Raw genomic sequence first — 12,600 nt, 5'->3', positions numbered from 1 at the left:
AAGTGCATTATTGGCTAAACTAGAGTTAAAGATTTTAATGATTGGAGTAGGCTTATGGATATTCAAGAACAGCTCGCTCAAGCTTTAAAAGAGATTGATAGACTAAAAAAAGAAAATACACAATTAAAAAGGGATCTCTCTAAAGTTCAAGGTCGTAATAAATCATATAGTGAAACATCTAATATAAAGAAAACCCCGACGGATTTTTCTCCTAAAGAAAGAGCTGCAATCTTACTATTTATGAACCTCTTTCGGGGAAGGTCTGACGTTTTTGCTCATAGGTGGGAATCAAGTACCACAGGTAAATCTGGGTATTCACCTGCATGTAAAAACGAGTGGGATAAAGAACTTTGTCGAAAACCGAAAATCAAATGTCAGGATTGCGCTTATCGGTTATTCCCTCCCTTAACTCCCCAAGTCATTTACGAACATTTGAGTGGCAAAAAAACAATAGGAATTTATCCTTTGCTTGAAGATAATACTTGCTATTTTCTGGCTGTAGACTTTGATAAAAAGCAATGGCAAGATGATGTACATGCATTTATTGAAACCTGTAAAAACATAGGGTTACCATATCACATCGAACGTTCTCGCTCAGGAGAAGGGGCTCATATTTGGTTCTTTTTTGAAAAGGCAATAAGCGCCTCGTTAGCTAGAAAATTAGGTGAGATTCTTATATCCAAAACAAGCGAAAAACGCTTCGATATTGGAATGGATTCATTTGATAGAATGTTCCCTAACCAAGATACATTACCCCAAGGTGGTTTTGGCAATTTAATAGCTCTGCCATTGCAAAAACATGCAAAAATGAGAGGGAATAGTGTGTTTGTAAATGATTCATTTGTGGAATTTGAGAATCAATGGCAATATCTATCGTCCATAAAAAAGATATCTGAAAAGGTGGTTAAACAAATAGTATCGAATTTCTCTGAGGAAGAAAGTTTTATCAAGATAAAAGAAAAAGTAGAAAATTTTAGCGTGCCAGAAGAAATAACTGTTGAATTAAATCACGGTATTGAAATTCCTAAGCTGTTATTACCTAGTAAATTACTATTTGAATTACAAGAACTAGCGACATTTGGAAATCCAGAGTATTTTAAAGCGCAGGCAAAGCGTTTTTCTACTCATCGGATCCCAAGGAAAATCGATTGTACACAGATTGATGAACATTCGCTCATTTTACCAAGAGGTTTAATGGAAAAAGTGAAGGAAATATTCTCGAAAAATAATATATCTATTAAAATAGTTAACAATCAGTTTATAGGGAGGACTATCGAAGCTAAATTTCATGGTCAACTAACTTTCCAACAAGAGGATGCTGTTACTTCCATGGCTAGTAGTGACAATGGAGTGTTAGCAGCAGCTACTGGTTTTGGAAAAACAGTGACAGCAGCAGCGTTGATTGGTAGAAATAAAATCAATACACTTATCGTTGTGCATCGAACACAATTAGTTGAACAGTGGAAAGAGAGATTATCAACTTTCTTAAATATTCCAGTAAAAGAAATTGGTCAAATTGGTGGTGGGAAAAATAATCCAACCTTTAACATTGATATATGTACAATCCAAACTCTTAATCGTAATGGTGTAATAAAACCTGAGTTACATCATTATGGTCAAATTATCGTAGATGAATGTCATCACATTTCTGCCGTCAGCTTTGAAAAGGTATTAAAAGTTGTCCAAGCAAAAAAAGTGTATGGTTTAACAGCGACCCCTGTTAGGAAAGATGGGTTACACCCGATAATATTTATGCAATGTGGACCTATAAGATATAAAACGAATAATAAACAGCAAGCCAATATTCGCCCATTTAAACAAACTCTTGTTAAGAGAAGTACATTAATGAAAACGAATGAAACTGACATACAAGCTATCTATTCTTTGTTATCTACTAATAAACAACGAAACGAAATGATTTTTAATGATGTTTTACAGGCTCTAGACGAAAGACGATCTCCAATCGTGTTAACGGAACGTTTAGACCACGTAAATGAGCTATATGCCCTATTCAATGGTTTTGCTAAAAACATCATTATATTAACAGGTGCAATGAAGAAGAAAGAACGACAACAAGCCCTAGACAAGTTAATAAAACTACCTGATAGTGAAGAGAGGTTGTTGATTGCAACAGGGAAATACGTTGGAGAAGGCTTTGATGACTCTAGATTAGATACGCTCTTTCTAACTATGCCAATCTCTTGGAAAGGCACATTACAACAGTATGTAGGAAGGCTTCATCGAAATCATAGTGATAAAAATGAAGTGAAAGTGTATGATTATGTAGATTCGAACGTTGATGTTTTACAGAAGATGTTTGAAAAGAGATTAAAGGGATATAACAGTATTGGTTATAACCTAAATAGTGAAAACAAAGAAAATAGCCAACAAATTCAATTATTCTAGGAATTTGAACGAAGAAAGATAATTTAACAATAGGGTAGGTATATCTAGAGCAGAATGGTATTCTCAATTTAAGTACAGGTTTGTGTGAGAGAGGTGAATCCGATGTTTGAACAAATCAATCAAAAAAAAGATCTTCTAGATGCGAATCGACCGTTACCCAAATATACAGTCAAAAGCCTGCGTGAAAAATTATTACTCGAGTGGACATATAATACCAATGCGATAGAAGGAAACACATTAACGATCAAGGAAACAAAGGTAGTTTTAGAAGGAATTACGGTTGGTGGTAAAACGTTGCGTGAACATTTGGAAGTTCTTAATCATCGTGATGCTATACAATTTGTTGAGGAGATCGTTCAAAAGGGAGAACCTTTGTCTGAATGGGAGATTAAGAATTTACATTGACTTGTACTAAAGGGGATTAATGATGAATATGCAGGTGTATACCGAGACCAGCAAGTTTTTATTTCTGGTGCTAAACATATACCTCCAGTTCCTATCCTTATAAAAGAGGAGATGGAGCAGTTGATGGTATGGTATGAACAAGCAGAAACGAACAAAATGCATCCAGTTGCTCGTGGAGCTATGCTACATGCTATTTTTGTTGGTATTCACCCATTTTTTGATGTAAACGGCTTCACAGCACGCTTGTTGTTAAATTTAGAACTCATGAAGGATGGTTTTCCACCAATTGTTATTAAAGTAGAAAATCGCCTAGCTTATTATGTAGCCTTAGATAAAGCACATACAGAGAAAGATTACGCTGACTTTATTAAGTTAGTGGTAAGTGAAGTTGAGGATTCATTAAACCTGTATTTAAGTACATTAAATAAGTATACATAGTTACATATACAGCAGATCCTCCCTGATACTCTTTTCTAAATAAACAAGTCCTTGCTCACGTCATACAACATGAGCAAGGACTTTTATAATATAGAAAAGCAATTTTTAAATTTAAAAAGTTGTCTAGCACTAGGCGTCAACAACTTTTCCCCGATGGCAGTTGTGTTTGATAAATGCGACAAAAATAAAAACTCGCGTGGGATTTCTTTCTGTAGGGTTCTAAATTAACAACCCATTTTCGTAGGATGATTTTTTATTTTTGATATCACAATAAGATTAATAGTCCTAAATTACTTAGCTGAAGTACTATCATAGTGAAAAATAGCTTCCTCAAGGAAAATCAGAACCTCTTTATTTACAGGATATAAGTCTAATTTTGCGGATGTTTCTTCAGACTTCCTTACTTCCCAAAACTTCTTGATTAAATCTGGATTGTCTCCAAAGGATTCTTTAGCTAATAAATCTACATCAACAGCAATTAGTTGTCCCTCTATAGAACTAGGAGAGTTTCCGTTGTCTAAGCATAATTGTACTCTTTTTACTATGTTTACCCATTTTATAGTAAGGGGATCTTCTAGTTTGGGTAGATTTGCAGATAATATTGAATTTTCCTCATTACTAAATAACTGACTCCAAAGTTGCTTTTTTCGATCCTGTTTTTTTCTTTTTTCCTCATCCGATACTATAGGTGAGAGCTGGTCCCACTGAATTTTCCCCTCTAATTTTAAAGTGTTTAATAGTGTTGTTGTATGTTGAAGTGATAAATTTAATTGTTCGATAGTTGTTTCAAGCTGCATTTTATGTACAGTCAAAATCTCCTCTGTTGTAACTTGATCAATGATTGTTTTTATGTCTTTCAATGACAGGGAGGTAGACTTCAATAGTGCAATTTTTTCTAGAAGCAACATATCATCTTCGGAATAGTAGCGTGTTCCATTTTCTTTTTTTAACGAGGGTACTACCAAGCCAATTTTGTCGTAATAACGTAATGTACGTATAGTCATATTTAGTTTCTTTGCAACTTCACCAGTTGAAAACAGAATCATTATGAACTACCTCCAGAAAAAAGTTTGCAGGTGACGTAACGTCACCATTTACACTGAATTTACCATAAAACATCACTAGGGGGTAATATAAATGGTTAATGATGCACTAAATAAAACGATTAACTGGTCTTGGAGAGATGTTATTAAATTACTGTTTATTACGTTTGTTTTTGTGCCAATTTTTATTGAATACGTATTGCATGAATTTTTCTATATGCTTTTTCAGGATAGCTTGTATTCAGGCACATTAATGGGACTAGTTATGGCGATTGTATTTACAGTTTCCTTATACTTGATTGCATTAAAACCATATGGGTATTCATGGAATACGGTTGGGGTAAGGCGCTTTTCAAATGGATATTGGAAGTGGATTGTTGTATGGTCAATAATATTAATTATAGGAAGTGTCATCATATTAGTGCTGATGGAATTTTTTAATATCAGTTGGGAAAATGAAAAAACGGAATCATTACAAAGAAATATAACTTGGTACACTTTTGTTATTGGTTTCGTGTCTGCTGCAATCATCTCGCCGATATATGAAGAGATTTTTTATAGAGGTTTTTTATATAAATGGTTCCGTGGGAAATATGGAATAGCAGCTGGAATGTTTATAAGTTCGTTTATTTTCATGGTCGTTCACATCCCAACATACAATACGCTACCTATAAATTTTATCTCAGGCCTTGTGTTTGCATGGACATATGAGAAAACGGGCTCAGTTCTACCAGCTATTATTATTCATGGTATATATAATGGTATTGCTGTAGTACTGACATTATTAGCATGATAATTCAAGAATATGTTTATTTTGATATTTCTTTACAACAATAGAAAATATAGGGTTTCTTTGTTATCTCTGTTATAAATATTGTAGTATTAAAAGTAAAAAATCCTTTTTATCAATAATAATAAAAGTTACAATTAATATGTTAGACTTTTAACTATACATAATATTTAAAAGACAAGTAGGTGCCTTTATTAAAGTAAAGGTTAAAAGGGAAGTTGGTGAAAGTCCAACACGGTCCCGCCACTGTAATCGTTATTTAAAGCTACAATTAGCCACTGTACATACAAGTATGGGAAGGTGTAGCAGAGACGTAAGTCAGGAGACCTGCCTATTTGTAACTTTTGTGTTCCTTCGAGGAAAAGGATGCTTAAGGGATAAGTGTGAGCTTAAATGGGGCTATAACTTAGATTTTTCTAGGTTTTTGTTATCTCATTACCTTAAACGTCTTTCTAAGAAGAAAGGCGTTTTATTTTTGTTGAAAAATATCATTTTAAATTTACTGGAGGTATGAAAATGAATAAACGTAAAGAAGAACAGCGTGGATTGACCCTTGTTTATACAGGGAACGGCAAGGGAAAAACAACGTCTGCATTAGGACTAGCTTTAAGGGCGATTGGTAGAGACTTTAACGTGAAAATATACCAATTTATAAAGTCTCCTGAAAGGTCCTATGGAGAAAAAATAGCTCTAGAAAAATTAGGAGTAGAAATGGTACAACTTGGAATTGGCTTTACATGGACAAAAACTCCTGAAGAACATAGAGAGGCTTTAAGAAAAGGATGGCCAATCGCACGAGAAGCAGTAATGAGTGGGGAGTATGATTTGGTCATCCTAGATGAATTGAACAATGCCCTTGCTATTACCCAATTTCCTATTGAAGATGTTTTGCCGATTCAGGAGGTAATAGATTTAATTAAAAATAAACCTGCTCATGTTCACCTTGTTATTACTGGTAGAGATGCGAATGAGAAAATAAAAGAAATTGCAGACCTTGTGTCGGTAGTTGAGCCAGAAAAGCACTATTATGACGAAGGTATTCCTGCTGTAAAAGGTATTGAATATTAATTGTAAATATGGAGGTTCCAAAAATGTCTCAACGACGACTAGTAATAGCTGGAACAGGCAGTAGTGTTGGAAAAACGACAGTAACCATCGGTATAATGTCTGCCTTTCAACAAATGGGGTACACTGTTCAAGGATTTAAGTGTGGTCCGGATTATATTGATCCATCGTATCATACAGCAGTAACCGGTCGACGATCCAGAAATCTAGATAGCTGGATGTTATCTCATTCTGTTTTAAGAGAGGTCTTACACCGTGGTAGTGATGGAGCGGATATATCTATTATTGAAGGGGTCATGGGTTTTTACGATGGAAAGGACCCAACAAAAGATGAAGGAAGTACAGCAGAAATAAGTGTGCTGATCGATAGTCCTGTTGTATTAGTTGTTGATTGCTCAGGAATGGCACGGAGCGCAGCAGCGATTGTACGAGGATTTCAAATGCTATCCAAAGATGTAAACATCGTGGGAGTAATAGCCAATAAAGTTGGTGGGGATGGTCATTTTCAGTTAATAAAAAAAGCAGTTGAACAGGAGTGCAACATTCCCGTTGTAGGATATTTAAATAAGGAAATAGATATTGAAATGCCAGAGCGACACTTAGGGTTAATTCCATCTATTGAACGAGGAGAATTAGACTCTTTTTTTCAGAAGCTTGGAGAAATAGTTAGAGATACTATTGATTTGACTAAGATATATGAAATAGCGGAAACAACTCCTTTAAAGATAGATGGTCCAAGTTTTCTTAAACAGAAAAAAACCGTACAGGTTAGGATCGCTGTTGCTCGTGATAAAGTATTTAATTTTTATTATGAGGAAAATCTGGAGCTACTAGAAACTTATGGAGTGGAGCTTATCTATTTTTCTCCTCTAGATGGAGAGTTGCTCCCGGAAAACATTGACGGCCTGTATATCGGGGGAGGGTTCCCAGAAGAGTATGCAGATCAATTATCTAAGCAAACAGAAGTTCATCGTTCTATTAAAAAGGAAATTGAAAAGGGGCTGCCAACATTTGCTGAATGTGGTGGATTTATGTACCTATGTGAAGCAATCACAACGCTAGATCAAAAGGACCACTCTATGGTTGGTGTTATACCGGGAGTTGTTAAGATGCAAAAGAGATTAGCTGCAATTGGTTATAGAGAAATTACTGGAGAGAAAGGAAATTTCCTTCTTAATGAAGGGGAAACAGCAAAGGGACATGAGTTTCATTATTCCACTTTTCACTCAATGAAAAAGAATGAAGTGAAGCATGCCTATGAAACAAAAGGGATGAGAGGGATACAAAAGGAAGGATTCCTTCATAAAAATGTTGTTGCTGGATATACACATATCCATTTTGCATCCTGCACAGCAATAGTAGAAAATTGGATAACAAAATGTTTGGAGTGGAAATCTCATGTCTAAAGCGATACCTATTATGATTCAAGGTACACATTCCGATGCTGGGAAAAGTGCCATTGTTACAGCGTTATGTCGGATTTTTTCTCAGGATGGTTATGTAACAGCACCCTTTAAATCACAAAATATGGCTTTGAATTCCTATATCACTGTAGATGGAAAGGAAATTGGCCGTGCTCAAGGTGTTCAAGCTGAAGCGGCAGGGGTCACTGCAACGACTGATATGAATCCAATATTAATTAAGCCAACTGGAAACTATGAGTCTCAAATTGTGGTTCATGGACAAGTCTATAAAAATATGAAGGCTGGAGAATATAGAAAAAGCTTTTACGAACAAGGCATTAAGCTGATCGAAGAGTCTTATAAAAGACTTGAAGATACATTCGAACGGATCGTCATTGAGGGTGCAGGTAGTCCAGCAGAAATAAATTTAAATGATCGGGAACTAGTAAACATGCGAGTAGCTCGGATTACAAATTCTCCAGTGATCTTAGTAGGGGATATTGAAAAAGGGGGAGTATTTGCTAGTTTAGTAGGTACATTGCAACTTTTAGAGAGGGAGGACCACCAAAGAGTTATAGGGGTAATTATTAATAAATTTAGGGGAGATGTATCCTTACTAGAACCAGGTTTATCTTGGTTTGAGGAATATAGTGGTGTTCCTGTACTTGGAGTTGTTCCTTATATTGATAATTTAATGATCGAAGCAGAAGACTCTGTGGTTTTAAGTCAGTATACATCAAAGGCGGATGCATCTAAGGAGATTGATATTGCAGTTATAAGATACCCTTTCATATCAAACTTTACTGATATTGATCCTTTTTTTGAAGAATCAGATTGCCATGTTCGTTTTGTTAAAAACCCAGAAGAACTAGGTAATCCAGATATTGTTATTCTGCCTGGTAGTAAGAATACCATCGAAGATATGTTGTTTTTATACAATAGTGGCTTGGTGAATCGCCTATTAGACCTTTCTCAAAAAGGCAAATTCATTTTCGGGATCTGTGGAGGCTATCAAATGTTGGGGAGTACTATCGAGGATCAAATGGGTATGGAATCCTCCTTGCAAAAAACAGATGGTTTGGGGATTATCCCAATGAAAACATCCATTAGAACCAAAAAAACAACGACATTATCTGAAGGTATTGTTACATATAAGGAGATGGAAATTCCTGTGACAGGTTATGAAATACATATGGGAGAATCTGATTACGAAGAGGCTTGTGAATCCTTCATTCGAATAAAAGGAAGTAGTGACGGATTCATGAGTAAAGATGGTAAAGTAATTGGAACATATTTTCATGGAATTTTTCATAACGACCTCCTAAGAGAAGAATTCCTTAATGATGTAAGAGTTAGCAAGGGTTTAAATCCCATAATAGACAGGGCTGCGTTTTCCACAAAAAGGGAGGAAGCCTTTGATCGCTTAGCTAAAGTTGTTAGAGAAAATATTAAGTTAGATGAAATTTATAAGAAAATGAGTGAATATCAAAAAGCATAGGGATAGAAGGGGATGGACAGTAAATGAGGAATACAATAGAGGCAATTCGGCCGGTCGATAAGACTGTAGGAAATGACGTTCAGGCATATTTACATACACTCACAAAGCCAATAGGTAGTTTAGGGATGTTAGAGTCACTGGCAGTTCAGTTAGGGGAAATTACATCCAATAAATTTCCTGAAGTGTCTCCGCCAGGAATTATCGTCTTTGCTGCAGATCATGGTATAGCAGATGAAGGGGTATCAGCTTATCCAAAAGAAGTAACAGCACAGATGGTCCATAATTTTTTACAAGGTGGAGCAGCTATCAATGTTCTTGCAAAACAAATTGGGGCAATGTTTCAAATTGTTGATATTGGTGTATCTACTTTTATTGAAAGTGAAAATCTCGTTAATAGAAAAATACGTAACGGAACAGGCAATTTTTTATATGAAGATGCCATGAGTAGAAAGGAAGCTATTGATGCTATTGAGGTTGGAATAGACGTAGCTACCAAACTTATTCAGGATGGTGCTAAATGTATTATTCCTGGAGAAATGGGAATTGGAAATACAACTAGTAGCAGTGCGATCCTAGCGATTCTTTCACAAGAGGATATAAGCATGATTGTCGGATCAGGTACAGGAATAACAGAAGAACAAAGAAAGTATAAAGAAAAGGTTATCCAAAACTCTATAACAAGCCGAGAACCGAATCGAGAAGACGTAATGGACGTTTTAGCAAAAGTGGGAGGCTTAGAGATTGCAGGGATGACAGGAGCTATATTAGGAGCTGCTAGTAAAAAAACACCGATTTTAATTGATGGTTTTATCAGTACTATTGCAGCTTTGGTGGCGGTGAAGCTTTGCGAACACGTAAAAGATTATTTAATTATTGGTCATCAATCAGAGGAAAGAGGACATCAAATTGCTTTAGAGATGTTAGAGTGTAAACCAATACTTAATTTGCAGTTAAGACTCGGAGAAGGAACTGGGGCAGCACTTGCCTTTCCTCTACTTAAAGCATCGGTAAATATTTTACAAGAGATGGCGACTTTCTCATCTGCAGGAGTTACAGAAAGGGAAAAACAATAATTAAAATATTTACAAAAGTAGAGTCCTAATTTATACTAATCTTCAGAACAAAAAAACGAATAAGGAACAACTTGGTTTCTTACATACAAAATTATGTAAGATGAAAAGGGAAGTTGGTGAAAGTCCAACACGGTCCCGCCACTGTAAACGTTGAGGAAGGCTAACATATCTCCACTGTGGATAGTAAGTAATGCATGGGAAGGAGTAGCTAACCGATGAAGCGTAAGTCAGGAGACCTGCCAGGGTGTGTTTTTTAAGCTCCTTCGAGGAAAAGGATGTTTAATATGCATGGTAGTTTATAAAATGGATTACCAGTCTGTCATACTGTCTAATCATAGATAGTGGATGTACATTATATGCATTTATACATTCGACGCTCTTTCTTAGGGAATAGCGTTTTTTTTGTTGTAAAAATAGGGAGGAATTGAAATGAAGAAAGAAATTTTTAAAAATTGGGGTCTAGGAAGTTTTATACTATTTTTAACGATAGTTTTATTAACTGCCTGTGGTACACCTAATGAAGAAGAAGGACAAGCTAATAATACTAATACGAATGAAAATGCCAATGAGCAAGTTGATAATGATCAAACGGAGGACACAGCAGACCAATCACAATTTCCAGTAACGATTGTTGATGATGCAGGAAGGGAAGTAACAATTGAAGAGGAGCCTGAAAGCATCATTTCTATTCAAGCAAGTATTACTGAAATCTCTTTTGCCCTCGGTTTAGGGGATAAAATAGTAGGAGTATCCGATTTTTGTAATTACCCTGAAGAGGCACAATCCGTTGAAAATGTTGGTGGACAAGATATGAATGTGGAGCTTATTTTAAGCATTCTTCCGGATATTGTTCTTGTAACCGATTATCATCATAATAATCATGGAGAAATCTTGTCTCAGTTTGAAGAGGTTGGGATAAAGGTAGTTGTTATAGGAAGTAAATCCAACTTCAATGAAGTATATGAATCGATTGCATTAATCGGCCAAACAACAGGAACTTCCAACGAAGCCGAAGCAATCATTTCTGACATGAAGGAACGTCATGAGGTATTAATAGAGAAGGCGGAAGAAATTACAGACAAAAAGAGAGTTTGGGTTGAGGTATCCCCAGCACCAGATATTTTTACAACGGGGAAAGGTACATTTATGCATGAAATGCTAGAGTCTATTCAAGCAACAAATGCAGCAGAAGATCATGAGGGATGGGTAATGCTGTCTGAGGAAGAGATTGTTCAGCTACAACCAGATGTAATTATTACAACCTACCATACAGAAGATCTTCAAGGGGAAGTCTCCTCTCGTGATGGATGGACAGAAGTTCCAGCTGTAAAAAATGGACAAATTTTTGATGTAGAAAGTGATATTGTAGTTCGACCAGGACCACGTTTAATCGAAGGAGTGGAAACTCTTGCGAAACTCATCTACCCGGAAGTTTTCAAATAGGAAAATTATTTGGCTTTACGTATTCAGTGGAGGGTTTGTACTAGGTACAGCCCTCCTTGGTTTATTAGTAAGTAGTGTTAGTGTTCCTATCCCCACAATATTTCATATTATTTTAAATAACAGTATTAATATAGGATGGCTTGAAGATATCCCAGCCAATGTAGAGTCTATTATTTGGAACATTCGACTTCCGAGAGTGTTACTTGCTTTTTTCGTTGGAGCATCATTAGCATTAGCAGGTGCAGCCTTTCAAGGATTATTACGGAATCCTCTTGCTGATCCATATACAATAGGGGTTTCCTCTGGAGCGGCTTTAGGAGCTGTTATCGTTTTGTTTTTTCAAATAAGTATCGTAGGATTAGGGGGATATACTCTTCCAGTCTTATCTATTATAGGAGGCTTTATTGCCCTACTTATTGTGTTTGGTTTAGTCAGGTTAAGTAGTAGAAGTCTAGCGATAGAAACCATCATCTTAGCAGGAATTATTGTAAGTGCATTTATTAGTTCTATTATTTCCTTAATTATTGCGTTAGGTGATCGAGACTCCATGATACAAATTATATATTGGCTTTATGGAAGTGTTCGTATGAGGGGTTGGAGTCATGTTCAATTGCTAATTCCCTTTATGATAACGGGAACACTAATTCTTTTAATGCATTATCGTGAACTAAACGCTCTTGCACTTGGTGAAGAAGCTGCGGAACAGATTGGTGTTAATGTGAATCGAGGAAAAATACTAATCTTAATAGGTGCATCGTTATTAACAGGATCCGCGGTTGCGGTTTCTGGATCGATAGGTTTTGTGGGGCTAGTAATCCCTCACCTTGTTCGTCTTATTTCAGGTCCTAATCATCGCCATGTTCTCCCGTTGTCGTTATTAACAGGCGGAGCTTTCCTAATTTTGGCGGATTTAGTTGCTAGAACGATTATTGCACCGAAAGAATTGCCAATCGGTGTTATAACAGCATTAATAGGCGCACCAGTATTTGCGTTTCTGTTAATGAAAGAGCGTATTGGTAAGGGGGCCAAATAAACC

At 36.0% G+C, this 12,600-nt stretch carries 9 protein-coding genes, 1 pseudogene and 2 riboswitches; of the genes and pseudogenes, 9 read left to right on the top strand and 1 reads right to left on the bottom strand.

Features of this window, described 5'->3' with window-relative positions; genetic code table 11:
• The first annotated feature begins 54 nt into the window (after positions 1–54).
• A complete protein-coding gene (locus ACERII_RS14350; RefSeq protein WP_373643185.1) occupies positions 55–2,406 on the top strand; it encodes a TOTE conflict system archaeo-eukaryotic primase domain-containing protein in 2,352 nt (783 codons plus the stop codon).
• 102 nt (positions 2,407–2,508) lie between these two features.
• Positions 2,509–3,249, top strand: a pseudogene (locus ACERII_RS14345) (Fic family protein).
• Positions 3,250–3,539: 290 nt separating this feature from the next.
• Here the strand turns inward: ACERII_RS14345 and ACERII_RS14340 are convergent.
• Complete coding sequence (locus ACERII_RS14340; RefSeq protein WP_373643183.1) at positions 3,540–4,295, bottom strand: MerR family transcriptional regulator; 756 nt, start codon at positions 4,293–4,295, stop codon at positions 3,540–3,542.
• A 91-nt stretch (positions 4,296–4,386) separates the two neighbouring features.
• Between ACERII_RS14340 and ACERII_RS14335 the strand changes: the two genes are divergently transcribed.
• The 7 genes from ACERII_RS14335 (at position 4,387) to ACERII_RS14305 (ending at position 12,597) form a co-directional block, all read left to right on the top strand.
• The gene (locus tag ACERII_RS14335) at positions 4,387–5,085 is read left to right on the top strand and encodes a CPBP family intramembrane glutamic endopeptidase (RefSeq protein WP_373643182.1); all 699 of its coding nucleotides are present in this window, start codon (positions 4,387–4,389) and stop codon (positions 5,083–5,085) included.
• A gap of 163 nt (positions 5,086–5,248) precedes the next feature.
• A riboswitch (cobalamin riboswitch) is annotated at positions 5,249–5,431 on the top strand.
• A 167-nt stretch (positions 5,432–5,598) separates the two neighbouring features.
• Positions 5,599–6,150, top strand: a complete 552-nt coding sequence (locus ACERII_RS14330) for a cob(I)yrinic acid a,c-diamide adenosyltransferase (protein ID WP_373643181.1) — start codon at positions 5,599–5,601, stop codon at positions 6,148–6,150.
• Positions 6,151–6,173: 23 nt separating this feature from the next.
• Positions 6,174–7,553 (top strand): cobyrinic acid a,c-diamide synthase CobB, encoded by a 1,380-nt coding sequence (locus tag ACERII_RS14325; protein WP_373643180.1) that lies wholly within the window; start codon positions 6,174–6,176, stop codon positions 7,551–7,553.
• Positions 7,546–9,048 (top strand): cobyric acid synthase, encoded by a 1,503-nt coding sequence (locus ACERII_RS14320; RefSeq protein ID WP_373643179.1) that lies wholly within the window; start codon positions 7,546–7,548, stop codon positions 9,046–9,048. Before ACERII_RS14325 ends, ACERII_RS14320 begins: the two co-directional genes overlap by 8 nt.
• Positions 9,049–9,071: 23 nt before the next feature.
• Complete coding sequence (gene cobT / locus ACERII_RS14315) at positions 9,072–10,121, top strand: nicotinate-nucleotide--dimethylbenzimidazole phosphoribosyltransferase (protein ID WP_373643177.1); 1,050 nt, start codon at positions 9,072–9,074, stop codon at positions 10,119–10,121.
• 55 nt (positions 10,122–10,176) lie between these two features.
• Positions 10,177–10,379, top strand: a riboswitch (cobalamin riboswitch).
• 171 nt (positions 10,380–10,550) lie between these two features.
• Positions 10,551–11,564 carry an ABC transporter substrate-binding protein gene (locus tag ACERII_RS14310; RefSeq protein WP_373643175.1) on the top strand — a complete coding sequence of 338 codons (1,014 nt, stop codon included), beginning with the start codon at positions 10,551–10,553 and terminating at the stop codon, positions 11,562–11,564.
• Entirely contained in the window at positions 11,530–12,597 is a 1,068-nt protein-coding gene (locus tag ACERII_RS14305) for a FecCD family ABC transporter permease (protein WP_373643172.1), read from the top strand. The genes ACERII_RS14310 and ACERII_RS14305 overlap by 35 nt, the downstream gene beginning before the upstream one ends.
• Positions 12,598–12,600 lie beyond the last annotated feature (3 nt).

The organism is Evansella sp. AB-rgal1, assembly GCF_041820985.1.
Taxonomy (GTDB): domain Bacteria; phylum Bacillota; class Bacilli; order Bacillales; family Salisediminibacteriaceae; genus Evansella.
The sequence above is the reverse complement of the archived record's forward strand: the minus strand, read 5'-3'. Positions and strand labels throughout refer to the sequence as shown.

Bases quoted from the DNA above. Each gene is read 5' to 3' on its own strand.
- ACERII_RS14350 (WP_373643185.1), top strand. From the start codon at position 55: ATGGATATTCAAGAACAGCTCGCTCAAGCTTTAAAAGAGATTGATAGA.
- ACERII_RS14340 (WP_373643183.1), bottom strand. From the start codon at position 4,295: ATGATTCTGTTTTCAACTGGTGAAGTTGCAAAGAAACTAAATATGACT.
- ACERII_RS14335 (WP_373643182.1), top strand. From the start codon at position 4,387: ATGGTTAATGATGCACTAAATAAAACGATTAACTGGTCTTGGAGAGAT.
- ACERII_RS14330 (WP_373643181.1), top strand. From the start codon at position 5,599: ATGAATAAACGTAAAGAAGAACAGCGTGGATTGACCCTTGTTTATACA.
- ACERII_RS14325 (WP_373643180.1), top strand. From the start codon at position 6,174: ATGTCTCAACGACGACTAGTAATAGCTGGAACAGGCAGTAGTGTTGGA.
- ACERII_RS14320 (WP_373643179.1), top strand. From the start codon at position 7,546: ATGTCTAAAGCGATACCTATTATGATTCAAGGTACACATTCCGATGCT.
- cobT (WP_373643177.1), top strand. From the start codon at position 9,072: ATGAGGAATACAATAGAGGCAATTCGGCCGGTCGATAAGACTGTAGGA.
- ACERII_RS14310 (WP_373643175.1), top strand. From the start codon at position 10,551: ATGAAGAAAGAAATTTTTAAAAATTGGGGTCTAGGAAGTTTTATACTA.